The organism is Pseudomonas sp. PvP027, assembly GCF_017833005.1.
In the GTDB taxonomy this organism is placed as follows: Bacteria; Pseudomonadota; Gammaproteobacteria; order Pseudomonadales; family Pseudomonadaceae; genus Aquipseudomonas; species Aquipseudomonas congelans.
Genome location: NZ_JAFIBK010000001.1, coordinates 534,985 through 559,976 on the forward strand (window position 1 = coordinate 534,985; position 24,992 = coordinate 559,976).

A 24,992-nucleotide genomic window follows, 5' to 3' on the forward strand; every position below is an offset into this window, starting at 1 on the left:
CAGCAGTAATGCGAAAACTCCCAGCCCGACGACCCTGGCGCCGCGGGCCACATTTACCTTGTTCAAAGCTCCGGCCCCATCGAAAAGTGCAGACGGATTCCGCCTTCATCGTCCAGCGCATGGGCCAGATCGAGACGCAACGGGCCTACTGGAGACACCCAGCGCACGCCGAAACCAACACCGGTTTTCAGGTCTGGCTTGTCCAGGCTGTTGAACGAGTTGCCCTGATCGACGAAGGTCGCCAGGCGCCATTTGTCAGCAATGGAATATTGGTATTCGACGCTACCGGCAAACATGTATCGTCCGCCGATGCGGTCGCCGTCGGAATTGGTCGGTGACAGCTTCTGATAGTCATAGCCGCGCACGCTCTGATCACCGCCGGCAAAAAAGCGCAGCGATGGAGGTATCGAGGTGTAACCGTCCGTGAGGTTGCCGCTAAACTGCACACGACCGAGAAAACGGTGATTTTGCGCAACTGTCGTCAACCCTTTGAGCAGCACATTGGCATGCACCAGGTTGGCGTCAGACAACAGGCCCTCCTTGGCCACCTGCGTGTCGAATTGCAGGCGGTAACCCTGGTGCGGATCGATGCGGTTGTCACTGCGCAGGTACGAGTAGCTGATACCGGGCATCAGCAGCGTGCTGAGGCCGGCGTCATCGCCCAGGCGATATTCTTCGCGCTGCCATTTCAGGGATATGACCCGCTCCCAACCGCTGGGCAGCTTGCTGTGCCATTCAGGTCCGGCAGTCAGCAACTTGCTGAGGCTGTCGGTTCCGGCGATCTCTTCGTACTGATACCCGCCGGCGTAACGCAATTTGTCGGTCAGCGGCGGGTCGAGCGGTACGTCGTACCACAGGCCGATATTCTGCCGTGGCGCGGAGATCTCGGATTCGAACCCATAGCTGTGGCCCTGCGGGTTGGCCCAGTGCCGGGTCCAGTTGGCTTTGCCACGCGGGCCGACGTCGGTCGAATAGCCCAGGCCCAGCCCCATGGTGCGAGGTTTGCGGGTTTCGAGCTGGACAGTCACGGGGATAACCTGATTTTCCGCCGCAGTGGGCGCCGCATCGACCCGGACGCCCTCGAAATAGCCGCTGCCCTGCATGGCCTGGGTCAGTTCGGCAATCAGTTGGGAGTCATAAGGCGTGTTTTCCTTGAACGGCACCATACGCTTGAGCAGATCGTCATCGAATGGCGCGTCGCCGCTGAACATGACCTTGCCGAGCGTGTAGCGCGGCCCGCTTTCGTAGACCAGTTCAATATCGGCCACACCGGCGCGCGGATCGATGGCCAGGCGCTGGCTAATGAAGTGACCGCTGAAAAATCCGTAACGCGACGCCTGATTCTGGATCAGACGCTTGGCGTCTTCATAATTGCCGTGATTCAACACTGCGCCGCTTTTCAGAGCGTCGCTGCTTGGCACACGAAAGGCCTTCATTGCCGTCGCCGGCCCTTCGACCCGGATCACCACGTTGCGCAGGTGAATGGGTTCGCCCGGTTGGATATTGATCACCAGGCTGGGCTGCTCTCCGTCCTTGATCTCACTGTCGATCTGCGCCTGGTAATAGCCCAGCGCCTGAGCGGCCTTTTCCGCCTGTTGCTCGGCACCCAGACTGAAGTTGCGCAATGCCTGGGCATCACGCTCGCCCAGGTCACCGACATATCCTTCGACGTTCGCCTTGAGTTGCGGATTGGCAGGCTTGATCCTGACATCGAGGCGGGCCTGGGCAAGCGACGCCGCACTCATGGTCATCAGAAACACGCTGCTGAATAGTCTGAAAAGCTTCATGGGCGTAGATGCTACCACGATCGACAGGCTGCACTGGAAGCCCACGAATTGTCGGATATTCAGGCCATTACGTCAGGGACCGGCAGTGATACCTGAGGGTTTGGATGAAAAAATACATGCTCTCGGACAGGGCCTACAGCAATTTCTCCGATTTCCTCATAGCCTTGTCGCTTGTAGAACTCCAGATAACGCGGATTGCCCGTATCGACCACGATACCCTGAGAGTGTTCATCCACTGCGCACCAGTCGTGCAGCGCCGCCAGCAGTTGCTCGCTCAGGTCCTGACCCAGCTTCTGCCCCTGGAACTCCGGATCGAGGCCAATCAATGGCAGCACATGCACGGTTTCCGACGGCACGCAGGCAAGTACCGCGTTGTAATACGCCAGATAGCGCTGGGTGCAGCCCAGGCCCGTGTCCATCACCATGCGCAGGCGCCAGGCCCAGCTTTCGGTGACACCCAGGCGGCGCTGTGGCGGCGCGATCAGCGCTACACCGACCAGGCGGTCCTGCAGAAACAGGCCCAGCGCAGGCTGGTTTTGCAGAAAGTGTTGTTTGACCAGTTGGCGAATGGTCGCCAACACGCGTTGCTCGTATCCCTCACGCTCGGCGTTGAACAGATAGGCAAATGTCGGATCGTGCCGGTAGGCCCTGAACAGCAAGGAACGGGTTTCGCGGGAATAACCACTGTCGAGTTGGCGAATTTCACCCGTGATGGCAGCAGGTAGGGACATAAAGGGCCTCGTGTTAACGGAACTGCGTCTGGCGCAGCGGTTTTTGCAAGCAGGCTTTCGAGTGATGGCCATTGATAACAGTTCCAATGAATTATCCAGACACGCCTCGGCCTGCGCTTCCGACACGGCACTGGTCCTGAAACCGCAGGTCGGCTAGCATCGCCGTTTGTTTTTGCTCAGGACCGCTGTTTTATGAAAATCGTCTCGTTCAACATCAATGGTCTGCGCGCTCGACCGCATCAGCTGGCGGCGCTGATCGACAAACATCAACCTGACGTGATCGGTCTTCAGGAAACCAAGGTTTCGGACGAGCAATTCCCCCAGGCTGAAGTCGAAGCGCTGGGTTATCACGTGCATTTCCACGGCCAGAAAGGCCATTACGGTGTGGCCCTGCTGTCGCGCAATGCGCCGCTGGCCCTGCACAAGGGTTTCGAAGGGGACGACGAGGACTCCCAGAAGCGTTTCATCTGGGGTACTTACGCCGACAGCAACGGCCAGCCGGTAACCATCATGAATGGCTACTTTCCACAGGGCGAGAGCCGTGATCACCCGACCAAATTCCCGGCCAAACAGCGCTTTTACGAAAATCTGCAAACGCTGCTCGAGAGCCAATTCCGCAACGATCAGCCGCTGATCGTCATGGGCGATGTGAATATTTCTCCGCAGGACTGCGATATCGGCATCGGCGCCGACAACGCCAAGCGCTGGCTGAAAACCGGCAAGTGCAGCTTTCTACCTGAAGAGCGAGAGTGGATGGAGCGCCTGAAAAGCTGGGGCCTGGTGGACACCTTTCGACACCTGTACCCGGAAGTCGTCGACCGCTTCAGCTGGTTCGACTATCGCAGCCGTGGCTTTGAAGACGAGCCCAAACGCGGCCTGCGCATTGACCTGATCATGACCTCTACCGGCTTGCAGCCACGCATCAAGGAAGCCGGCGTGGATTACGATTTGCGCGGAATGGAAAAACCGTCGGACCACGCGCCGATCTGGCTGGAACTGAGCTGACTGAGCGGCTCCTGCGCCCTTCCTGCGCGGTCCTTCCTTAATAAGGTCGGGCCGCGCGGAAACATGTACACCTACTGAAGCTGTCATATTCCAGCAATCTCTCTGACTTATTCTCCCGGCACCCTCCCGTGATTCATGGTGACGCCGATGCTGCGCGCTTTGCTTACGGCGCTCATCCTTTCGAGCGCCACCCTGGCCGCTTTCGCGCAGGCCGCACTGCCGTTGCCTGCTGGCGATATACCTGCCTTGCGCATTCAAGGCTCCAACACCATCAATGCCCAACTGGGACCTGCGCTGGTCGAAGGATTGATGCGCCAGCAAGGTCTGCAATCGGTACAGACCCTTCCCGGCAACACCCTCAATGAACAGCGCGTCGTCGGAACCACAGCTGCAGGACAACCCGTCAGTGTCGAAATCGCCGCGCATGGCTCAGGCACCGGTTTTACCGCACTGAAGGCAGGTAACACGGATGTCGCTGCCTCTTCCCGACCGATCAAGGATCAGGAGGCCAAAGATCTGGCCAGCTTGGGTGACCTGAAAAGCGCAGCCAGCGAGCAGACCATTGCCATCGACGGCGTTGCAGTGATCCTGCATCCCGGCAATCCGGTGAGACAGCTGGATACCCTTCAACTGGCACGCATTTTCAGTGGCGAAGTCAAAAACTGGAGTGAAGTTGGCGGCAATCCAGGCGCCATCCATCTCTATGTGCGCGATGAAAAGTCCGGCACCTACGAGACATTCAAGGACCTTGTGCTAACCAAGTACGGCAAGAGCCTGCTTGGCACCGCTGCGCGCTTTGAGTCCAGCGAACAGCTCTCCGACGAAGTCAGCAAGGACATCAATGGCATCGGCTTCATCGGCCTGCCTTCCATCCGGCGTGCCAAAGCCGTGGCGATAGCCGACGGCGATTCCAGACCCATGCTGCCGACCGTCAGCCTGGTTGCCACCGAAGACTACCCGTTGTCGCGACGCCTGTACTTTTATGTGCCTACATCAGCCCATCAGCGCTGGGCGCAGGCGCTGATCCGTTTCGCGCAGAGTGCCGAAGGCCAGGAGATTGTCGCGCAAAGCGGTTTTGTCGCACAGACCGTGCAGGTGCTCAAGGTGCAGCCTACCGCGCAGATGCCCGCCGACTATCAGGCGCTGGCACGCAAGGCCGAACGCCTGTCCGTCAACTTCCGCTTTGCCCAGGGCAGCGCGCGTCTGGACAACAAGGCACAGCAGGACCTCAAGCGGGTCGCGGACTACCTGAAATCCAGCGACAAACTGGATCGGCACGTGACGCTGGTCGGCTTCGGCGACGCCAAGAGCGACCCAGAGCGTGCCGCCCTGCTCTCCAGATTGCGTGCCATGGCCGTGCGCCGGGAACTGCTGAAAAGTGGCGTGACGTTCCGCGATATCGTTGGCATGGGTGACGAAATGCCGGTGGCCACCAATGATATCGACGACGGACGGATCAAGAACCGCCGCGTCGAGGTCTGGGTGCAGTGATCGACCGCTAGCTAGGCTCTGTACGAAAAGTCGGCGAGCGAAGGTCAGGCGAGACAAAAACAGGCGAGGAACGGCCGGGGTCGCGTTCGACTCTACGTGTTGTAAATGAGCATTCCGATTGGACTCGCATCCGAGCCTGTTTTTAACGAAGCATCATCGAGCGCAGCCACTTTTCGTACAGAGCCTAGGACCTGCTGTGCGTCGGATTTTCCGGCATATATTTGCCCAGTTCATACTTGCCGATGGCAGCGCGATGCACTTCATCCGGGCCGTCAGCCAGACGCAGCGTACGCTGCATGGCATACATGTAGGCCAGCGGGAAATCACTGGAAACCCCGGCGCCACCGTGCATCTGGATCGCCCGGTCGATGACCTTCAGCGCCACATTGGGCGCTACCACCTTGATCTGCGCGATTTCGCTCCTGGCGACCTTGTTACCGGCGGTGTCCATCATGTAGGCCGCTTTCAGGTTAAGCAGGCGGGCCATGTCGATCTCCATGCGGGAGTCGGCGATCAGGTCGATATTGCCGCCCAGCCTGGCCAACGGCTTGCCGAATGCGACCCGGTCAATGGAACGCCTGCACATCAGTTCCAGCGCCCGTTCCGCCATGCCGATCGAGCGCATGCAGTGATGTATACGCCCAGGCCCGAGCCTTCCCTGAGCGATTTCGAACCCTCGTCCCTCGCCGAGCAGAACGTTCCCGAAAGGGACCCTGACGTTCTCGAACAGCACTTCGGCATGGCCGTGGGGCGCATCGTCATAGCCGAACACCGGCAGTGGCCGCACGATCTTTACGCCGGGCGTATCGACCGGTACCAGAATCATCGAGTGCTGCTGGTGGCGCGGCCCTTCAGGATTGGTCAGCCCCATGAATATCAGGATTTTGCAGCGCGGGTCGCAGGCACCTGAGGTCCACCACTTGCGACCGTTGATGACCCACTGGTCACCGTCACGTTCGGCGCGTGCGGCCATATTGGTGGCGTCCGAGGAAGCCACGTCCGGCTCGGTCATCGCAAAGGCAGAGCGAATCTCACCGCGCAGCAGCGGCTCGAGCCAGCGGGCTTTCTGTTCCTCGCTGGCATAGCGGACCAGTACCTCCATGTTGCCGGTGTCGGGCGCCGAGCAATTGAAGGGCTCGGGGCCGAGCAGTGAGCGGCCCATGATTTCCGCCAGCGGTGCGTACTCCAGATTGCTCAGGCCGGCGCCCAGCCCGGAATCCGGCAGGAACAGATTCCACAACCCTTCAGACCTGGCGCGGGCCTTGAGCTCTTCCATGATTGCCGTGGGCTGCCAGCGATCCCCTTCGGCCACTTGCCGCTCGAAAACCGGCTCGGCCGGATAAACGTATGCATCCATGAACGCCGTGACGCGTTCACGCAGGGCCTGCACCTTCGGGGAATACGCAAAATCCATGGGGTCGCCACCGTGTCGATCAGGTTGTCGAAGTCATGAACGCGATGCTAGAGAAACGCTGTACATTTATCTAATCTATTCTCAGCGTGTATAAACATTCATAACCGATATATGATCCCTCACCATTGCGGCACTACCACCCTCTAAACAGCCCATCACAATAACAGCACGAGGCGCCCCATCAATGAACCTGAACAAGGTCGATCTCAACCTTTTCATTGTCTTCGACGCCATCTACACCGAAGCCAATCTGACCCGCGCCGGACAGATTGTCGGCATTACCCAGCCTGCGGTCTCCAACGCACTGGCGCGGTTGCGCGAGACCTTCAACGACCCGCTGTTCGTGCGCACGGCACAAGGCATGGTGCCGACACCGATGGCACAGAACATCATCGGCCCGGTGCGCAACGCGCTTTCATTGCTCAGGGTATCGGTGCAGGAGAGCCGCATCTTCAATCCGTTGCAGGCCAACAAGAACTACCGCATCAGCATGACTGACCTGACCGAGGCAGTCATCCTGCCAGCGCTGTTCCAGCGACTGCGACGCCTGGCACCTGCGGTGACCATCGAAAGCTTTCTGTCCAAACGCCGGGAAACCACCAAGGAACTGGCCGCCGGACGCCTCGACTTCGCCGTGGACGCGCCGCTCAACACTGACCCGCAGGTGCGGCATGTGAAGCTCATGGAGGACCGTTATGTGTGTGGCATGCGCAAGGGGCATCCATTGGCGAACAAGGCTGCGCTGACCCTCGACGATTACCTGAGCCAGGCGCATATCCATATCTCCAGCCGCCGCAGCGGGCTGGGTCATGTGGACCTGGCGCTCGGCAAGATGGGCATCCAGCGCAGAATCGCGTTGCGCTCGCAGCACTACATGATGGCAACCCAGGTGCTGCAGCAGACCGACATGGTCATGACCGTACCCGAACGCTTTGCCCGTCGTAACGACTTGCACTATGTCTACTTGCCAGTCAGCGACGTCCCCTCGGTCGAGACCCACCTGTACTGGCATGAAAGCACCGACCAGGATCCGGCCAACCGCTGGATGCGTGAACAGATCATCGAACTTTCACAGCGGGTTGTGGCGCAGGAACAAAGCCTAGAAAAGACATGAAATATTAAGCTTAACTTATTGATTTAAAATAATTTAAGTCGCTTAGTTAATGTGGTTTCTAAGTACCGGAGCGCGACTTTTCAAACTCTGGCGTCGTCTCTGCTGCTTGACGTATACGTAAAGCAGCCCTTAGTTTTGCGGCTGTATATCTCGTCGAGCCACGCCATGAGCAGTCACACCTACAGCATTTCCGAGCTCGCTCGCGAGCTGGACATCACCACCCGCGCCATACGCTTTTATGAAGAGCAAGGCATGATCAGCCCTGAACGCAAGGGCCTGGAACGCATTTATACGGCTCGTGACAAGGTCACCCTGAAACTCATCCTGCGTGGCAAACGCATCGGTTTTTCCCTGGCTGAGTGCAAGGAACTGATCTCGTTGTACGACCCTGCCGGCGGCAATCAGAAGCAGCTGCAAACCATGTTGGGCAAGATCGCCGAACGCCGTGATCAGTTGGAGCAGCAGTTGCTGGACATCCACCAGATGCAACTGGAGCTGGACACCGCCGAGGAGCGCTGCCGAGCGGCACTCGATAAAACCGTTGCCGCCCCCCTCTGACCCCCTCGCACTGACTACAAAGGCGCTGCCATGTCCATCCCGCAAAAGGTGAATCTCGTTGAAGTCGGCCCGCGTGACGGCCTGCAGAATGAAGCACAATCCATCAGTGTCGACGACAAGGTGCGACTGGTGGATGACCTGACGGCAGCCGGGCTGGGCCATATCGAGGTCGGCAGCTTTGTCTCTGCCAAATGGGTCCCGCAAATGGCCGGCTCCGCTCAGGTGTTCGAGCGGATACAGCGCCGTCAAGGCGTCATCTACTCGGCTCTGGCACCGAACCTGCGCGGTTTCGAAGACGCATTGGCTGCCGGGGTCAGAGAAGTCGCGGTGTTCGCGGCGGCGACCGAAGGGTTCTCGCAGCGCAACCTCAACTGCTCGATCAGCGAAAGCCTGAAGCGCTTCGCGCCTGTCATGGAAGCCGCACGGATGCATGGCGTGCGGGTTCGAGGGTATGTGTCGTGCGTGTTGGGCTGCCCTTACGAGGGCACCGTTTCGCCCGAACAGGTCGCGACGGTCGCCAACGAACTGCACGCGATGGGCTGCTATGAAATTTCCCTGGGCGACACCATCGGAACCGGCACGCCGCGTGCCACACGGGCGTTGTTCAACGCCGTGGCTGCGCAGATACCGCGCGGCAAGCTGGCCGGCCACTTTCATGAGACTTATGGCCAGGCGCTGGTAAATATCTATGCAAGCCTGGAGGAAGGCATCCAGGTCTTCGACAGCTCCGTGGCCGGCCTCGGTGGCTGCCCCTATGCCAAGGGTGCCAGCGGCAACGTGGCCACCGAGGACGTGCTGTACATGTTGCAGGGGCTGGGTATCGAAACCGGCGTCGATCTGGATCAGGTCATCGCGGCGGGCCAGCGCATCTGCGATGTACTGCAACGCGGCAATGGCTCTCGCGTGGCAAAAGCCAGGCTGTCTGCATAGCGCGGTCGCTTGTCGGTAACAGGGTGCGACAACTTGCCACAGAGTGTTACTCTGCCCCGCGCCAAGCCGAGACAAACGGGTAACACGGAAACACTCGGTTGCAGAATCAAACGGCCCGGTGCCGGAAAAACAAGGTCATCCCCCGGTATTACGGGGGTTTTGAAAACCTGGCACGGGTCCTGCTATATCCTTTGTACAACAAAAATAAAAACACGCAGCAACCCAATAAAAACAATACGTACCGGCTCTGACATAACAAGAACAACACGGACAGAGACGTAGCTAACAGATTTTTTTGGAGTGGATAGCTTTTCTGAACCGCTTGCCTCGCAAGTCGTTCGCAGCCAGACAAAGAACAATAAAACTGCCTCGAGGCAGCTGACGAACTGGTTGGATCACTACGATGAAAGTGTCATCAGCGCTCAAAAAAATACGTTTGCTCTTGGTCCCGCATGTGGACCGCTCAAAAAAGATGTGAAGGGTAAGGTCGCCAAAAACAACAACAGGCCTCCCGAAAAACAAAAAAGAGCATAGCAACATACCTTGAAGGGGAGCCCAGGCTCCCCTTCGTGCTTTCCGGCGTTCCGCCCCTCCTCCCTCATGACTGAAAAATACAGGCTGATCACTCTTCGTCGGCATCGGCAACGACATTGACAGCAAAACCCTAGAGGTTTACGTTAACGTAAAGGTCATGGCTGGTAGACGCTATGGCCGCATCCAGAAAGACGCGCCATCCCGCACAAGGCGCCACTCAAGAACAAAAAAAGGAACGCCCCATGAGTTACCCCAGCCTGAACTTCGCCCTGGGCGAAACCATCGACATGCTGCGTGATCAGTTGCAATCCTTTGTCGCCGCAGAGCTTGCCCCGCGCGCAGCGCAGATCGACAAGGACAACCTGTTCCCCGCCGATATGTGGCGCAAGTTCGGTGAAATGGGCGTATTGGGGATCACTGTCAGCGAAGAATACGGTGGCGCGGGCCTGGGTTATCTGGCGCACGTCGTGGCGATGGAAGAAATCAGCCGTGGTTCGGCATCCGTTGCGCTGTCCTATGGCGCCCATTCCAATCTGTGCGTTAACCAGATCAACCGCAATGGCAGCCCGGCGCAAAAGGCCCGATACCTGCCGAAGCTGATCAGCGGCGAACACGTTGGCGCGCTGGCCATGAGCGAACCCAATGCAGGCTCGGACGTGGTGTCGATGAAACTGCGCGCCGACAAGCGCGGTGATCGCTATGTGCTCAATGGCAGCAAGACCTGGATCACCAACGGCCCGGATGCCAACACCTATGTGATCTACGCCAAGACCGATCTGGAAAAGGCAGCCCACGGCATCAGTGCGTTTATCGTCGAACGCGACTGGAAAGGCTTCTCGCGCGGCAGCAAGTTCGACAAGCTGGGCATGCGCGGTTCCAACACCTGCGAACTGTTTTTCGATGATGTCGAGGTGCCCGAGGAGAACCTGCTGGGCGTGCTTGATGGCGGAGTCAGGGTGCTGATGAGCGGCCTCGATTACGAACGCGTCGTGCTCTCCGGCGGACCGACCGGGATCATGCAGGCGTGCATGGACGTGGTGGTGCCGTACATTCACGACCGCAAACAGTTCGGCCAGAGCATCGGCGAGTTTCAGCTGATTCAGGGCAAGGTCGCAGACATGTACACCCAGCTCAATGCCAGCCGGGCCTATCTGTATGCGGTCGCCCAGGCCTGTGACCGCGGCGAGACCACTCGCAAGGACGCTGCAGGGGTGATCCTGTACAGCGCCGAGCGGGCCACGCAGATGGCGCTGGAGGCCATCCAGATTCTGGGCGGCAATGGCTACATCAACGAGTTTCCGGCGGGCCGACTGTTGCGCGACGCCAAACTCTACGAGATCGGCGCAGGCACCAGTGAAATCCGGCGCATGCTCATCGGTCGCGAACTGTTCAACGAAACCCGTTGATTGCGGAGCCACCATGACCATCCTGCAGACCCGAATCAACACCCGCTCGCCTGAATTCATCCTCAACCGCGACGCACTGCTCAAGCAGGTCGAAGCGCTGCGCTTGCTGTTGAGCAACGTCCAGCAAGGTGGCGGCCCCAAGGCCCAGGAGCGACACACATCACGCGGCAAGTTGCTGCCGCGCGAGCGTATCAACCGTTTGCTGGACACCGGTTCGCCGTTTCTGGAAATCGGCCAACTGGCTGCACATGAGGTGTACGGCGAAGACGTCCCGGCCGCTGGGGTGATCGCCGGAATCGGCCGGGTCGAGGGCGTCGAATGCATGATCATCGCCAACGATGCCACGGTCAAAGGCGGCTCCTATTACCCGCTGACCGTCAAAAAACATTTGCGCGCACAGACGATCGCCCAGCAGAACCGCCTGCCGTGCATCTATCTGGTGGATTCCGGCGGCGCCAACCTGCCGCGTCAGGATGAGGTGTTTCCGGATCGCGAACATTTCGGGCGGATCTTCTTCAACCAGGCCAACATGAGCGCTCAGGGGATCGCCCAGATCGCGGTGGTCATGGGCTCCTGTACCGCAGGTGGCGCGTACGTACCGGCCATGGCCGACGAGGCGATCATGGTTCGCCAGCAGGCGACGATCTTCCTGGCCGGCCCGCCACTGGTCAAGGCGGCAACCGGCGAAGTGGTCAGCGCCGAAGAGCTGGGCGGTGCCGATGTGCACTGCCGCACATCCGGTGTGGCCGACCACTATGCCGACAACGACGATCACGCGCTCGCACTGGCGCGACGCAGCATCGCCAATCTGAACTGGCGCAAGCAGGGTCAACTGAACACAGTCGCGCCCATTGCACCGCTGTACGCCAGCGACGACCTGTACGGCATCATCCCCGCCGACACCAAACAGCCATTCGATGTGAGAGAAGTCATCGCACGGCTGGTGGATGGCTCGGTACTCGACGAATTCAAGGCTCTGTTCGGCACTACGCTGGTGTGTGGCTTTGCACGTCTGCATGGCTACCCGATCGCGATCCTCGCCAATAACGGCATTCTCTTCGCAGAAGCGGCACAGAAAGGCGCGCACTTCATCGAGCTGGCCTGCCAGAGAGGGATCCCGCTGCTGTTCCTGCAAAACATCACCGGCTTCATGGTCGGGCAGAAGTATGAAGCGGGTGGCATCGCCAAGCATGGTGCCAAGCTGGTGACCGCCGTGGCCTGTGCCAGGGTGCCGAAATTCACGGTGATCATCGGCGGCAGTTTTGGCGCGGGGAATTACGGCATGTGTGGCCGCGCTTACGATCCGCGCTTTCTATGGATGTGGCCCAACGCGCGGATCGGCGTCATGGGCGGCGAACAGGCTGCCGGCGTACTGGTGCAGGTCAAGTGCGAGCAGGCCGAGCGGGCCGGCCAGGCGTTCAGCGCCGAACAGCAGGCCGAGCTTAAACAGCCGATTCTCGATCAGTACGAGCATCAGGGCCATCCTTACTATTCCAGCGCTCGCCTGTGGGACGACGGGGTCATCGACCCGGCGCAAACCCGCGACATTCTCGCGCTTGCCCTCTCCGCCTCGCTCAACGCGCCCATCGAACCTACCACCTTCGGCCTGTTCCGAATGTGAGCCGGGAAATGATCATGACTTCGACCTCCTTCGCAACCATAGAGCTGATCAACGACCCACGTGGCTTTGCCACGCTGTGGCTGAATCGACCGGACAAAAACAACGCCTTCAACGCGCAGATGATCCGCGAGCTGATTATCGCGCTGGACCAGGTACAAGGCGATGCCAGCCTGCGCTTTCTGCTGTTGCGTGGGCGTGGCCGGCATTTCAGTGCTGGTGCCGACCTGGCATGGATGCAGCAGGCAGCAGATCTGGATTACAACACCAATCTGGACGACGCCCGCGAACTGGCGGAATTGATGTACAACCTCGCCAGGCTGAAAATCCCGACGCTCGCCGTGGTACAGGGTGCAGCATTCGGCGGTGCGCTGGGCCTGATCAGTTGCTGTGACATGGCCATCGCAGCGGCGGATGCGCAGTTCTGCCTGTCCGAAGTGCGCATTGGCCTGGCGCCGGCCGTCATCAGCCCATTCGTGGTACAGGCCATCGGCGAACGCGCCACGCGACGCTACACCCTGACGGCCGAGCGCTTCGATGGCCAGCGGGCGCAGCAGATTGGTCTGGTTGCCGAGTGCTACCCGGCTGCAGAGTTGCAAGACCGAACGCAACACTGGGTCGACAACCTGTTGCTCAACAGCCCCCAGGCCATGCGCGTCAGCAAGGAACTGCTGCGCGAAGTCGGCTGCGGTGAGCTGACCCCTGCGCTACGCCGCTACTGCGAAAGCGCCATCGCGCGCATCCGCACCAGCGCCGAAGGACAGGAAGGCCTGCGCGCTTTCCTGCAAAAACGCACGCCCGGCTGGCAGCCAGTCAAGGATCAGCCACCTGGCGATCCCGCTCCAGCAGCCTCGGCAGACCGGCAACCACAGAAGGATTCGCAATCATGAGCATGCCCGAGCTGACCACGCTGTTGATTGCCAACCGCGGCGAGATTGCCTGCCGCATCATGCGCACTGCGAAAAACATGGGCCTCACTACGGTCGCCGTGCACAGTGCCATTGACCGTGACGCACGCCATAGCCGCGAAGCCGATATTTGTGTAGACCTTGGGGGCAGCAAGGCCGCAGAGAGTTATCTGGCAATCGAAAAACTTATCGAAGCAGCCAAAACCAGTGGCGCGCACGCGATCCACCCCGGCTACGGTTTCCTGTCTGAGAATGCCGACTTTGCGCGTGCCATCGAAGACGCTGGCCTGATTTTCCTCGGTCCACCTGCCTCGGCTATCGATGCAATGGGCAGCAAATCCGCCGCCAAGGCCCTGATGGAGCAGGCAGGCGTGCCCTTGGTGCCTGGCTATCACGGCGAAGCACAGGACATCGAGACGTTCCGCACCGCAGCCGAGCGCATCGGCTATCCGGTGCTGTTGAAAGCCACCGCTGGCGGCGGCGGCAAAGGCATGAAAGTGGTCGAGCACACTGGCGAACTGGCCGAAGCGCTGGCTTCCGCGCAACGCGAGGCGCTGTCCTCTTTCGGTGACGCGAGGATGCTGGTAGAGAAATATGTGCTCGCCCCACGCCACGTCGAAATCCAGGTGTTTGCCGACCGGCGTGGCCACTGCCTGTATCTCAATGAGCGCGATTGCTCTATTCAGCGCCGACACCAGAAGGTCGTCGAGGAAGCGCCAGCCCCCGGCCTGACAGGCCCATTGCGCAAAGCCATGGGCGAAGCAGCGGTGAAAGCCGCACAAGCTATCGGCTACGTGGGTGCAGGTACGGTCGAGTTCCTGCTGGACGCACGTGGCGAGTTTTTCTTCATGGAAATGAATACCCGCCTGCAGGTAGAACACCCGGTCACCGAATACATCACCGGGCTGGACCTGGTGGAATGGCAGATCCGTGTCGCCAGAGGCGAATCGCTGCCCATCACCCAGGAGCAGGTGCCCCTGACCGGCCATGCCATTGAAGTCCGTTTGTATGCCGAAGACCCGGCCAACGACTTTCTTCCGGCCACCGGCACGCTGGAACTCTACAGAGAGCCTGCCCCCGGCCCCGGCAGGCGGGTGGACAGCGGCGTTGCCGAGGGCGACAGCATCTCGCCCTTCTACGACCCGATGCTTGGCAAGCTGATTGCCTGGGGCGAAGACCGCGAGCAAGCCCGTCTGCGCCTGCTGTCCATGCTCAACGAATTTGCCGTGGGCGGAGTCAGGACCAACCTGGCCTTTCTGCGGCGGATCATCGCGCATCCAGCGTTCGCCGCCGCGCAGCTTGATACCGGCTTCATTCCCCGCTATCAGGCGCAACTGCTGCCGCAAACCGACGAACCGGACGAGAGATTTTGGCAGGCTGCTGCCGAAGCCTTCAGTCAGAGCGAACCGGCCCGCATCGATCAAGCCGATCCGTATTCGCCCTGGGCAGTTACCAGCGGCTTTCGCGCTGGCCTGCCCGCCGAGACGGATCTGCGACTGAGCTGCAACGGTCAGACGCGAAATGCTTGCCTGCGCCACAGCAGCCCCTCGTTATTCACACTGAGTGGCGAGCATCTACAGATCGAGCACAACAGTGTCCGTCAGCGGCACATGGCGATACGACGCGGCAACACGCTCTATCTGGAATGGCAAGGCGAGCTGCACACCGTCACCCGGCTGGACGCCATCGCTCAGGCCGGCGTCGGAGAGGGTCAGCACGGAGGCCTGACAGCACCGATGAATGGCAGCATCGTAAGGGTATTGGTTGAAGTGGGTCAGGCTGTCGAGTCTGGCGCGCAACTGGTGGTGCTGGAAGCCATGAAGATGGAGCACAGCATCCGTGCCGCCAGCGCCGGAGTGATTACAGCGCTCTACTGCAACGAGGGAGAGATGGTCAACGAAGGCGCGGTACTGGTGGAGCTGGACTGACGCTCGCCAATCTCCGCACATGAAAACGCCCTGAACAGTCAGGGCGTTTTCGTGCAGCAACTTTCGTGTAGCAAATTCCGTGCAGAAAATAGACGCTTAGTAGTAGGCGTTTTCTTTCTGCGTATGGTCGGTAACATCACGAACGCCCGACAGCTCGGGAATACGCTCAAGCAGTGTGCGCTCGATACCTTCCTTCAGCGTGACATCGGCCTGACCACAGCCCTGGCAACCGCCACCGAACTGCAGCACGGCGATGTTCTTCGCCTCTTCCTCAACCACATCGATCAGCGTGACCTGACCGCCATGGCTGGCCAGGCCCGGATTGATCTCGGTTTGCAGGTAGTAATTGATGCGCTCGTTGATCGGACTGTCGGCATTGACCATCGGCACTTTGGCGTTCGGTGCCTTGATGGTCAGCTGGCCGCCCATCCGGTCGGTGGCGTAGTCGACCACTGCATCGTCCAGAAAGGCCTCGCTGAAGCCGTCGATCCAGGCCGTGAAGCTCTTCAGACCGATGGCCTTGTCTTCCGGTTTTTCTTCGCCCGGCTTGCAGTAGGCAATGCAGGTTTCGGCGTACTGGGTGCCGGGCTGGGTGATAAATACGCGGATGCCAATGCCCGGGGTATTCTGCTTTTCCAGCAGATCGGCCAGATAATCGTGGGCGGCATCGGTAATAGTGATAGCGGTCATGAAAATTCCTCGCAGACGTGCTGGCAGTTTACGCCAATCGGCCGCGTCACACAAAGTCCCAGTATTTTTGTCAGGTTAATGCTTGTGCCTGACTGAGCGCCCGGCGTCCATCCAGCCAGCCTTTCATCCGGCGATAGAGGCCCTTCTCGATCCACTCATAACTGACCCAGGCACCGATGGCGATGATCGGTACGCAGAATGCAAAGACCACATAAGGACTGAGGCCGAAGCGCTGGGCCATCAGCAAGCCGCCGTACAGCACCAGAACGTGCAGCAAGTACACCGAATACGAACAGTCACCCAGCACCTTGAGCAGTCGATTGCCCTGAAAATACGGTTCCAGCGAGATGCACGACAGCACAATCAAGGCACTCGGCAGGCCCCAGTTGAGCAGGCGCTGCTCGTTGCTCAAGTTGTTGATTGCATACAGGCCGACCGCAATGCCTGCCAACGGCAGCCATAGCGCCTGTCTGATCCAGCCCCGGCGATAGATGATGCCGATACCGATCCCCAGCAGGAATTCGTAAATGATGTCGTTGCCGTAGAAGCGGCTGATCAGCCCGGCACGGGCCAGAACCTCACTGACCGCAAACAGCGCTGCGGCAATGATCAGCGGCCGGTGGCGCTGTTTGAAGAGGAATACCATCGAAAACAGCAGGTAGAAGAACATCTCATAGTTCAGCGTCCAGCCAACGTTGAGCGTCGGATAAAGACCATAACCACCAGGGTTTTCGGAAGGAATGAACACCAGTGACAAGAGGAAATTCTGCCAGCCGATGACCTGGTGCGGAAGCATCGGCGCTGCAATCAGCAGCAACAACGCCATGGCGGCGGTGTATAGCCAGTAGGCCGGAACGATGCGAATCAGGCGATGCAGAATGAAGCGCCGTGCCGGCATGTCGCTGTTCTGCGTAGACAAAAAGATCACCAGACCGCTGATGACGAAGAAGATATCGACGCCGACCGCGCCCTTTGACACAAAGAACTGCCCTACCGGCCCGCTGGCCTTGAAATCGAAAAAAATCTGCATGAAGTGATGACACACCACGACCCACGCTGCGAACGCCCGTAGGGCCTGAACTGAAATCAACATCACGAAAAACCTCTACTACCTGACTTTCAATCATGGGCCGCTGAATGAACCGGCCTATGACGCGCACCATTTCGGACCACCTTTTTGAAAAAAAGATCGCGCAAGATACATTTCGTTCAGGAAGTAAAGATGGCCGCAGGCCATGTTGCACAAGGGCCTGCGGCGTGAAGCCCCCGTTTTTCAGAGGTTCTCGTAGCGATTCATGTCCAGCACACCCGCTTCGCGTGGTTCAGTTTCCTGAACGTAGCGATTCAGATCGTGGAAGTAGCTCCAGAACAGCGGATGAGTACGTCGGATGCCCCAGCGCTGGACGATCCGCTCGAAGCTCGCCTGATCCTTGCTCTGCTGCATGGCATCGACAAAGGCCGGCACTTGTGCGACCGGAATATTGAAGATGAAATTCGGGTAACTGCTGAGCACGCCCGGGTAGACGGTCAAGGTGTCCAGGCCCGGAATATAGCGGTATGACTCGCCCAGCAGAAACGCGACATTACTGTGCGCGCGATTGCGCAGCATGCTGTAGATAACGCGCTTGCCGTTGCTGCCCTCGATGCGCAGCATGCTCGCTTCCGGCAACTGATCGATAACCTTCAGACCCGCCGCAGGACGCGACGTCAATCGGCTCAGCGCCTGTTCTGCCTGAGCGAAGCTGCTGTCGAGACCAGGCCGCGAGCAATACGCCCCGGTGCAGCGGTTGATCGGATCAGGCGCGGCATTCAGGGTACCGAAGCGCTCGATCAGTCTGGAGGCAAAGTCACGCTGCGCGGCCTTTTCATCGAGCTTGATGCCTGTCGGCGTATCGTCGTCGATCTTCTGGTAATCCAGCCACATCTTGATTTTGCCGCCCTCCTGATAAAGATCACTGAGCATGTCTTCACGCAGATCGGCAGGCATCAGGCGCAGGAAGTTGATCTCGGCGCCGTTGCGGATCAAGTCGAAATACAGCCGCGTCTGGGCCTGATGTGCAACATTGCCATAGACATCGAAGTTCACCGCCAACTGGTAATAGGTGCGCTCCAGCAACGGGTAGTCGAACAGCCACATGGAATGCGGCACGTCGCCAATCAGTCCTTTATTGACCGATGCACTGTCGAAATGGCGGAAAACGGTCAGCAAGGCATTGTCATTGCCTGCCCACAGCGTGCTCCAGCCCGGCGCAGGCATTTTCGTGTAACTGTCGCGGCGCAGGTCTTCGTACTCATTGCGCCGGTCGCGGTAGGACAGCCACAAGCTCAGCACGCTGCCCACGTCATCGTTCTGCCCCGGCATGGCCAGCAATGGGGTGGCCTCCCCGCGATACGTCGCATCGGTGATGTAACGATCGTGGGACGGATCCTGGAACAGCACCCAGAACTGATCGCGAATCACGTCTGTGGCGATCTGCCCGCGACAGACCGGCCCGCGAATGAAGGTTCGGACGAAATACTCGGCGTTGTCGAGCATGAACTGATAGCGCGCCGCCGCCGGGATGGCTTCGAAGGTCAGAAACGGATTGGCACGATGGCCAGGGCCGTAACCCGGCAACGCGCTGACTTTCCAGTCGGCCCCGTAGAACAACTGCCTGAACCGCGCCAACTTCTGCGGGCTCATGGCGTAGGTGATGTGGGTCTTGTGCACGATCACGCCTTGCACGGGAATCAGCCGGTAATAAAAGTCGCTGCCCGGATCGTCGTCGGGACGACGCGTGGCGATTAGGTCTACAGGTTTGCCGCGCGGGGTTCGCGAGCGCACCCACTGGAAGAAGTGCCCTGCTTCACCGCCTTCAAAATAGATGTGCGCCAGAAACAGATGCTCGAACAGCCAGCGACCGACCAGCGCCTGATTCGCGCCAGGTTCGTTTAGCTGCGCCTCCCAGGCATTGATCTGCGCCGCCTCGGTGACACTCGGGGTAATGGCCTGCTGCTCGACCGGCGCACCGGTGGCCAGCCAACGCTGCAGGGTCTGGTATTCGGCATCGGTCAGACCGGCCACCGCGAGCGGCATGCCCTGTTGCGCGTGGGCAGCCGCATAGGCATTGAATTCGCCAGGCAGCGGGCAGACGTTTTCGCGATTGATGCCCAGCGCGATGTCATCCGGAATCTTGCTGTTGGCTGCCAAGGGTGCACTGCGCCCCAGGTCAAGCATGCGCGTCATCAACGCCGCCTGACTGCCCTGGGCCTCCAACACTGAATAGAAACCCTTGCCGCGCCACGCGTCGGTGTCACGCGCATCATAAAACAGACGCGTCGGCGCCACCGCCTCGCTGCGTTCGCCCTGATAGACCGGGACTTTGCTCGCGCCACGGCTCACGCCTTCCCCGCTGCCCAGGTTCAACTGGCAGGGAGCGTCATTGCAGGCGTGGCAGGCAACGCACTTCTCGGTGAGGATCGGCTGGATATCCTTCACGTAGGAAATCGCCGGGGATGCCGGTGTGGCGCGGGGTGTGGAAGTCTGGGCCTGGGCAGCACAGCAGATAAAAAGCAAGGCGACGCTTGCCAACAAACGGTGCGGCATATCCCGAGGGCTCTGATATTAAAATGACACAATTCTACAAGGGCACCCTCGACTCAAACATGAATGATTTTCATGCAAAAGGCACAACAACACTAAAACCGTTCCGGTTTGCTATCATCCCGTTCTTTAAAGAATCGACCTTCTCAAGGTAGCCCCCATGTCTGACCGCAGCGCCCGCCATCAAGCCTTTCTCACTGCTCTGAAACAGAGGATCCTGATCCTCGATGGCGGCATGGGCACTATGATCCAGAGCTACAGGCTCGAAGAACAGGATTATCGCGGCAAGCGCTTTGCCGACTGGCCCAGCGATGTCAAAGGCAACAACGACCTGTTGATCCTGACCCGTCCTGACGTGATCGGCGCCATTGAGAAGGCTTATCTGGATGCTGGCGCCGACATTCTCGAGACCAACACATTCAACGCCACGCAGGTGTCCCAGGCCGACTACGGCATGGAATCGATCGTCTACGAACTGAACGTCGAAGGTGCACGCCTGGCACGCAAGGTCGCAGACGCCAAGACGCTGGAAACCCCGGACAAGCCGCGCTTCGTTGCGGGCGTTCTGGGCCCTACCAGCCGCACCTGCTCGCTGTCCCCGGACGTCAACAACCCCGGCTATCGCAACGTGACGTTCGACGAACTGGTCGAGAACTACACCGAAGCGACCAAGGGGTTGATCGAAGGCGGTGCCGACCTGATCCTCATCGAGACCATTTTCGACACGCTCAATGCCAAGGCGGCGATCTTTGCTGTACAGGGTGTGTTCGAAGAAGTGGGCTTCGAGCTGCCGATCATGATTTCCGGGACCATCACCGATGCCTCGGGGCGCACCCTGTCCGGCCAGACCACCGAAGCGTTCTGGAACTCGATCAGCCATGCCAAACCGATCTCGGTCGGTTTGAACTGCGCACTGGGCGCCAGCGAACTGCGCCCTTACCTGCAAGAGCTGGCCAATAAAGCCAACACCCATGTCTCCGCGCACCCCAATGCCGGCTTGCCGAATGCATTTGGCGAATACGACGAACTGCCGAGCCAGACGGCGAAGATCATCGAAGAATTCGCCCAAAGCGGTTTCCTGAACATCGTCGGCGGCTGCTGCGGTACTACCCCGGCCCACATCAAGGCGATTGCCGAGGCTGTTTCGGGTTACGCGCCCAGGGAAATTCCGGACATTCCCAAGGCCTGCCGCCTGTCGGGCCTCGAACCGTTCACCATTGATCGCCAGTCGCTGTTCGTCAACGTTGGCGAGCGTACCAACATTACCGGCTCCGCGCGCTTTGCCCGCCTGATCCGTGAAGACAATTACACCGAAGCGCTGGAAGTCGCCCTGCAGCAGGTCGAAGCCGGCGCTCAGGTGATCGATATCAACATGGACGAAGGGATGCTTGACTCGAAGAAGGCCATGGTGACCTTCCTCAACCTGATCGCAGGCGAGCCGGACATCTCCCGCGTACCGATCATGATCGACTCCTCGAAGTGGGAAGTGATCGAGGCCGGCCTCAAGTGCATTCAGGGCAAGGGCATCGTCAACTCCATCAGCATGAAAGAAGGCGTCGAGCAGTTCATTCATCACGCACGGCTGTGCAAGCGATACGGCGCGGCCGTGGTGGTCATGGCCTTCGACGAACAGGGTCAGGCCGATACCGAGGCGCGCAAGAAGGAAATCTGCAAGCGTTCCTACGACATTCTGGTCAACGAAGTGGGCTTCCCGCCGGAAGACATCATTTTCGACCCGAACATCTTCGCCATCGCCACCGGTATCGAAGAACACAACAACTATGCCGTGGACTTCATCAACGCGTGCGCCTACATCCGTGACGAGCTGCCATATGCGCTGACGTCGGGCGGCGTGTCCAACGTGTCGTTCTCGTTCCGCGGCAACAACCCGGTGCGTGAAGCGATCCACTCGGTGTTCCTGCTGCATGCGATCCGCAATGGCCTGAGCATGGGCATCGTCAACGCCGGTCAGCTGGAAATCTACGACCAGATCCCCGCTGAACTGCGCGACTGCGTCGAAGACGTGGTGCTCAACCGCAATCCGGAGGGTACCGACGCGTTGCTGGCGATGGCCGACAAGTTCAAGGGTGATGGCAGCGTCAAGGAAGCCGAAACCGAAGAATGGCGCAGCTGGCCGGTCAATCAGCGTCTGGAACACGCGCTGGTCAAGGGCATCACCACCCACATCGTCCAGGACACCGAAGAGTCGCGCCTGGGGTTCGCGCGGCCCATCGAAGTGATCGAGGGCCCGCTGATGGCGGGCATGAACGTGGTCGGCGACCTGTTTGGCGCAGGCAAGATGTTCCTGCCCCAGGTGGTCAAGTCCGCACGCGTGATGAAGCAGGCGGTGGCGCACCTGATTCCGTTCATCGAGCTGGAAAAGGGCGACAAGCCGGAAGCCAAGGGTAAGATCCTGATGGCGACGGTCAAGGGCGACGTGCACGACATCGGCAAGAACATCGTCGGCGTTGTGCTGGGCTGTAACGGCTACGACATCGTCGACCTAGGCGTGATGGTGCCTGCCGAAAAAATCCTGCAAGTGGCCCGCGACGAGAAATGCGACATTATCGGCCTATCCGGCCTGATCACCCCGTCACTGGACGAAATGGTGCATGTCGCCCGGGAAATGCAGCGCCAGGACTTTCACCTGCCGCTGATGATCGGCGGCGCTACCACGTCCAAGGCGCACACGGCGGTAAAGATCGAGCCCAAATACAGCAATGACGCAGTGATCTACGTCACCGATGCTTCCCGAGCAGTCGGCGTCGCGACCCAGCTGCTGTCGAAAGAGCTGAAGCCGGCCTTCATTGAAAAGACCCGACTCGAATACATCGAAGTGCGTGAGCGCACCTCGGCACGCAGCGCGCGCACTGAACGCCTGAGCTACGGTGCTGCAGTGGCTAAAAAGCCACAGTTCGACTGGGAAAACTACACCCCTGCTCAGCCGACGTTCACCGGTACCCGGGTGCTGGAGGATATCGACCTGAACGTGCTGGCCGAGTACATCGACTGGACGCCGTTCTTCATTTCCTGGGACCTGGCTGGCAAGTACCCGCGCATCCTCAACGACGAAGTGGTCGGTGAAGCAGCCACCGCGCTGTACGCCGACGCCACACAGATGCTGCGCAAGCTGATCGACGAGAAGCTGATCAGCGCCCGCGCGGTCTTCGGCTTCTGGCCGGCCAATCAGGTCAATGACGATGATCTGGAAGTCTATGGCGACGACGGCAAGCCGCTGGCCAGGTTGCATCACCTGCGCCAGCAGACCATCAAGCCTGACGGCAAGCCGAATTTCTCGCTGGCCGACTTCGTTGCGCCAAAGGACAGTGGCCTGACCGACTACATCGGCGGGTTCATCACTACTGCCGGCATTGGCGCCGAGGAAGTTGCCAAGGCGTATCAGGACAAGGGCGACGATTACAACTCGATCATGGTCAAGGCGCTTGCCGACCGTCTCGCCGAAGCTTGCGCAGAATGGCTGCACCAGCAGGTGCGCAAGGAGTACTGGGGTTATGCGAAGGACGAAGCACTGGATAACGAGGCGCTGATCAAGGAGCAATACATGGGCATACGCCCGGCGCCCGGTTACCCAGCGTGCCCCGATCACACGGAAAAGGGCACCCTGTTCGCCCTGCTCGATCCACTGCCGGAAGGCAGCGCCGAACACACCGCAGGCAAGAGCGGTGTGTTCCTGACCGAGCACTACGCGATGTTCCCGGCTGCAGCGGTCAGCGGCTGGTACTTCGCCCATCCTCAGGCGCAATACTTCGCCGTGGGCAAGGTCGACAAGGATCAGGTCGAAAGCTACACCGCCCGCAAGGGCCAGGACCTCAGTGTCACCGAGCGCTGGCTGGCCCCGAACCTGGGCTACGACGAGTAACGCCTGACCGGTTATCGCCGCTTGAGTGATCAGGCGGCAACATCCCTTTCAGGGAAAATGGCGACGCTTCGCCAGAAGCTTGCACATTGAATGCCTGAATATCGAGCCGGTAATGCTCGCCCCTGGCTGCATTCAGAAAGCGTTGCGCATCCTGCGGCTCGACGACGTGAACCACATCAATGATGCGTGCGCCGATCTGTTGCCGCGCCTGCCTTTGGGCAGTGTCATAGCGGTGCAAGAGAATGATCGCCCACCCGCCCAGGGTGAAATGCCCTGAAGCCACAACGCTCAGACTGCCATTGAGCTGAGCCTGCAGCGAAAGTGACGTGCCGTTGATAGCACTGAACAATACGTCCTGCCCCGGCTTGCCGCCTCTCTCGCGCAATGCATCCATCGCACCGAACGCCATTTGCTCGTTGGCAGCCCATACCAGGCGTGTCTGCGGGTAACGCTTGAACAGCACGCGAGCCTGCTCGAGCGCGCGATCACGGCGCCAGCCACCCAGCACAATCTGCCGTAGATGCACCTCCGGATGCTCGGCCAGGGCGCGCAGCATGCCTTTTTCACGCAACAGGGAAACGGGCGTGGTGTTGGTCCCGGAAAATGCCAGCATGTCGATGACCTGACCATCCGTGACAGGAGCCGCGAGACTGATAAGCCGTTTTGCTGTCAGATAACCGCCCTCTTCATCGTTACCCACCAGGCTGCCGATGAAACTCGGATAGCGCGATGGCAGGTCACCGAGAATCCGGATCTGGTCAGGGGTCAGCGTATTGTTGACGGCAAACAGCTTGACCCCGCTGCCCACGGACATACGCAGGACTTCAGGGGCGATATTCAGCTCATTGGAAAACAACAGGTAATCCGGGCGCTCGTCCCCCTGCAGCGTCGCTCGCGCCAGATCGAGCAACTTGCGGGTGTCGCGCTCGGTAAAAAGTATTTTCAGCGACATGCCGGTGGTGTCGGCAGCCGTCTGCATGACCCGGGAATAACTCTGCCAATAATTATCGGATGCTGCACCGGGGCTCAGAAATACTACCGAGGCGGCGTGTGTCGTCCCAGCCCACAGACAACTGCACAGCATCAGCCAGCCAGCATATAACGCCTTCATATCAACGAACCTTGAAGCAGCAGGGATTTATCGCTACGAGCGAGTTATCGGCTGCGGCAGCAAGGTTCTGGAGACCTCGGCAGATTCTTTATCAGCCTGTCACTGGCTGCTGGCCCAGAACATCGCGGCGCCTACCGCCAGAATGACAATGAATAAAATGGCCCAGGTATCCACGGATCTGGCTGGCTTGGCTATTTTTGGGTGCTTGCTCATCGCATCGCCTCTTGTCGGTCTTGTGGGTGATTGCACATGAATAGGAGTGTCCCGACACCTGTTCGGCATCGGTCAGCGTTCAGTTAAGTCG

The 24,992-nt window shown here is 59.5% G+C and carries 18 protein-coding genes; 10 read left to right on the plus strand and 8 right to left on the minus strand.

Annotated elements, in window-relative coordinates; all coding sequences use genetic code 11:
• Window positions 1-62: 62 nt before the first annotated feature.
• Window positions 63-1,787, minus strand: coding sequence for an autotransporter assembly complex family protein (locus JOE33_RS01840; RefSeq protein ID WP_187625608.1), 1,725 nt, complete (start codon window positions 1,785-1,787; stop codon window positions 63-65).
• Window positions 1,788-1,846: 59 nt separating this feature from the next.
• The gene (locus JOE33_RS01845) at window positions 1,847-2,518 is read right to left on the minus strand and encodes a GNAT family N-acetyltransferase (protein ID WP_003345438.1); all 672 of its coding nucleotides are present in this window, start codon (window positions 2,516-2,518) and stop codon (window positions 1,847-1,849) included.
• A 192-nt stretch (window positions 2,519-2,710) separates the two neighbouring features.
• Between JOE33_RS01845 and xthA the strand changes: the two genes are divergently transcribed.
• Together xthA and JOE33_RS01855 are read left to right on the plus strand one after the other, a co-directional pair.
• Window positions 2,711-3,523, plus strand: a complete 813-nt coding sequence (xthA, locus tag JOE33_RS01850; protein ID WP_010429481.1) for an exodeoxyribonuclease III — start codon at window positions 2,711-2,713, stop codon at window positions 3,521-3,523.
• 147 nt (window positions 3,524-3,670) lie between these two features.
• Window positions 3,671-5,014, plus strand: a complete 1,344-nt coding sequence (locus tag JOE33_RS01855) for a phosphate ABC transporter substrate-binding/OmpA family protein (protein WP_187625609.1) — start codon at window positions 3,671-3,673, stop codon at window positions 5,012-5,014.
• Between the two features lie 184 nt (window positions 5,015-5,198).
• On the opposite strand, the gene JOE33_RS01860 is transcribed toward JOE33_RS01855, so the two are convergent.
• Window positions 5,199-6,428 carry an acyl-CoA dehydrogenase gene (locus tag JOE33_RS01860; protein WP_187625610.1) on the minus strand — a complete coding sequence of 410 codons (1,230 nt, stop codon included), beginning with the start codon at window positions 6,426-6,428 and terminating at the stop codon, window positions 5,199-5,201.
• A 184-nt stretch (window positions 6,429-6,612) separates the two neighbouring features.
• Here JOE33_RS01860 and JOE33_RS01865 point away from each other — a divergent pair, with 184 nt between their 5' ends.
• The 3 genes from JOE33_RS01865 (at window position 6,613) to JOE33_RS01875 (ending at window position 9,030) form a co-directional block, all read left to right on the plus strand.
• Window positions 6,613-7,542: a LysR family transcriptional regulator gene (locus JOE33_RS01865; RefSeq protein WP_187625611.1), complete on the plus strand. Its 930-nt coding sequence runs from the start codon at window positions 6,613-6,615 to the stop codon at window positions 7,540-7,542.
• Between the two features lie 165 nt (window positions 7,543-7,707).
• Window positions 7,708-8,100, plus strand: coding sequence for a MerR family DNA-binding transcriptional regulator (locus tag JOE33_RS01870; RefSeq protein WP_010429471.1), 393 nt, complete (start codon window positions 7,708-7,710; stop codon window positions 8,098-8,100).
• 30 nt (window positions 8,101-8,130) lie between these two features.
• Window positions 8,131-9,030 carry a hydroxymethylglutaryl-CoA lyase gene (locus JOE33_RS01875; protein ID WP_187625612.1) on the plus strand — a complete coding sequence of 300 codons (900 nt, stop codon included), beginning with the start codon at window positions 8,131-8,133 and terminating at the stop codon, window positions 9,028-9,030.
• Window positions 9,031-9,312: 282 nt separating this feature from the next.
• Here the strand turns inward: JOE33_RS01875 and JOE33_RS01880 are convergent, their stop codons facing one another.
• Window positions 9,313-9,570 (minus strand): hypothetical protein, encoded by a 258-nt coding sequence (locus JOE33_RS01880; RefSeq protein WP_025990875.1) that lies wholly within the window; start codon window positions 9,568-9,570, stop codon window positions 9,313-9,315.
• A gap of 236 nt (window positions 9,571-9,806) precedes the next feature.
• Here JOE33_RS01880 and JOE33_RS01885 point away from each other — a divergent pair, with 236 nt between their 5' ends.
• From JOE33_RS01885 to JOE33_RS01900, 4 genes are read left to right on the plus strand one after another with little or no spacing between them, the layout of a single operon-like run.
• A complete protein-coding gene (locus JOE33_RS01885) occupies window positions 9,807-10,970 on the plus strand; it encodes an isovaleryl-CoA dehydrogenase (protein ID WP_003434122.1) in 1,164 nt (387 codons plus the stop codon).
• Window positions 10,971-10,983: 13 nt separating this feature from the next.
• Entirely contained in the window at window positions 10,984-12,591 is a 1,608-nt protein-coding gene (locus tag JOE33_RS01890) for a carboxyl transferase domain-containing protein (RefSeq protein ID WP_010429460.1), read from the plus strand.
• 14 nt (window positions 12,592-12,605) lie between these two features.
• On the plus strand, window positions 12,606-13,478 hold the full coding sequence (locus JOE33_RS01895) for a gamma-carboxygeranoyl-CoA hydratase (protein WP_122589735.1): 873 nt from the start codon (window positions 12,606-12,608) through the stop codon (window positions 13,476-13,478).
• Entirely contained in the window at window positions 13,475-15,424 is a 1,950-nt protein-coding gene (locus tag JOE33_RS01900; RefSeq protein WP_187625613.1) for an acetyl/propionyl/methylcrotonyl-CoA carboxylase subunit alpha, read from the plus strand. Before JOE33_RS01895 ends, JOE33_RS01900 begins: the two co-directional genes overlap by 4 nt.
• Before the next feature lie 96 nt (window positions 15,425-15,520).
• Here JOE33_RS01900 and nfuA read toward each other — a convergent pair whose 3' ends face one another.
• The 3 genes from nfuA to JOE33_RS01915 form a co-directional block, all read right to left on the minus strand.
• Complete coding sequence (nfuA, locus tag JOE33_RS01905; RefSeq protein WP_002553665.1) at window positions 15,521-16,114, minus strand: Fe-S biogenesis protein NfuA; 594 nt, start codon at window positions 16,112-16,114, stop codon at window positions 15,521-15,523.
• Window positions 16,115-16,184: 70 nt separating this feature from the next.
• Complete coding sequence (locus JOE33_RS01910) at window positions 16,185-17,207, minus strand: acyltransferase (protein WP_010429432.1); 1,023 nt, start codon at window positions 17,205-17,207, stop codon at window positions 16,185-16,187.
• Between the two features lie 180 nt (window positions 17,208-17,387).
• Complete coding sequence (locus JOE33_RS01915; RefSeq protein ID WP_187625614.1) at window positions 17,388-19,700, minus strand: fatty acid cis/trans isomerase; 2,313 nt, start codon at window positions 19,698-19,700, stop codon at window positions 17,388-17,390.
• A gap of 157 nt (window positions 19,701-19,857) precedes the next feature.
• On the opposite strand from JOE33_RS01915, the gene metH reads away from it, so the two are divergent.
• On the plus strand, window positions 19,858-23,577 hold the full coding sequence (gene metH, locus JOE33_RS01920; RefSeq protein ID WP_209924029.1) for a methionine synthase: 3,720 nt from the start codon (window positions 19,858-19,860) through the stop codon (window positions 23,575-23,577).
• Here the strand turns inward: metH and JOE33_RS01925 are convergent.
• Entirely contained in the window at window positions 23,534-24,688 is a 1,155-nt protein-coding gene (locus JOE33_RS01925; RefSeq protein WP_010429428.1) for an ABC transporter substrate-binding protein, read from the minus strand. The two genes, metH and JOE33_RS01925, sit on opposite strands and share 44 nt — an antisense overlap.
• Window positions 24,689-24,992: the final 304 nt, after the last annotated feature.

What these genes read in the sequence shown, in the direction of transcription:
- JOE33_RS01925 (WP_010429428.1), bottom strand. Translation starts at nt 24,688, where the DNA reads ATGAAGGCGTTATATGCTGGCTGGCTGATGCTGTGCAGTTGTCTGTGG.
- JOE33_RS01915 (WP_187625614.1), bottom strand. Translation starts at nt 19,700, where the DNA reads ATGCCGCACCGTTTGTTGGCAAGCGTCGCCTTGCTTTTTATCTGCTGT.
- JOE33_RS01890 (WP_010429460.1), top strand. Translation starts at nt 10,984, where the DNA reads ATGACCATCCTGCAGACCCGAATCAACACCCGCTCGCCTGAATTCATC.
- JOE33_RS01855 (WP_187625609.1), top strand. Translation starts at nt 3,671, where the DNA reads ATGCTGCGCGCTTTGCTTACGGCGCTCATCCTTTCGAGCGCCACCCTG.
- nfuA (WP_002553665.1), bottom strand. Translation starts at nt 16,114, where the DNA reads ATGACCGCTATCACTATTACCGATGCCGCCCACGATTATCTGGCCGAT.
- JOE33_RS01880 (WP_025990875.1), bottom strand. Translation starts at nt 9,570, where the DNA reads ATGTTGCTATGCTCTTTTTTGTTTTTCGGGAGGCCTGTTGTTGTTTTT.
- JOE33_RS01900 (WP_187625613.1), top strand. Translation starts at nt 13,475, where the DNA reads ATGAGCATGCCCGAGCTGACCACGCTGTTGATTGCCAACCGCGGCGAG.
- JOE33_RS01840 (WP_187625608.1), bottom strand. Translation starts at nt 1,787, where the DNA reads ATGAAGCTTTTCAGACTATTCAGCAGCGTGTTTCTGATGACCATGAGT.
- JOE33_RS01865 (WP_187625611.1), top strand. Translation starts at nt 6,613, where the DNA reads ATGAACCTGAACAAGGTCGATCTCAACCTTTTCATTGTCTTCGACGCC.
- JOE33_RS01895 (WP_122589735.1), top strand. Translation starts at nt 12,606, where the DNA reads ATGACTTCGACCTCCTTCGCAACCATAGAGCTGATCAACGACCCACGT.
- xthA (WP_010429481.1), top strand. Translation starts at nt 2,711, where the DNA reads ATGAAAATCGTCTCGTTCAACATCAATGGTCTGCGCGCTCGACCGCAT.
- JOE33_RS01885 (WP_003434122.1), top strand. Translation starts at nt 9,807, where the DNA reads ATGAGTTACCCCAGCCTGAACTTCGCCCTGGGCGAAACCATCGACATG.
- JOE33_RS01875 (WP_187625612.1), top strand. Translation starts at nt 8,131, where the DNA reads ATGTCCATCCCGCAAAAGGTGAATCTCGTTGAAGTCGGCCCGCGTGAC.
- JOE33_RS01860 (WP_187625610.1), bottom strand. Translation starts at nt 6,428, where the DNA reads ATGGATTTTGCGTATTCCCCGAAGGTGCAGGCCCTGCGTGAACGCGTC.
- JOE33_RS01845 (WP_003345438.1), bottom strand. Translation starts at nt 2,518, where the DNA reads ATGTCCCTACCTGCTGCCATCACGGGTGAAATTCGCCAACTCGACAGT.
- metH (WP_209924029.1), top strand. Translation starts at nt 19,858, where the DNA reads ATGTCTGACCGCAGCGCCCGCCATCAAGCCTTTCTCACTGCTCTGAAA.
- JOE33_RS01910 (WP_010429432.1), bottom strand. Translation starts at nt 17,207, where the DNA reads ATGTTGATTTCAGTTCAGGCCCTACGGGCGTTCGCAGCGTGGGTCGTG.
- JOE33_RS01870 (WP_010429471.1), top strand. Translation starts at nt 7,708, where the DNA reads ATGAGCAGTCACACCTACAGCATTTCCGAGCTCGCTCGCGAGCTGGAC.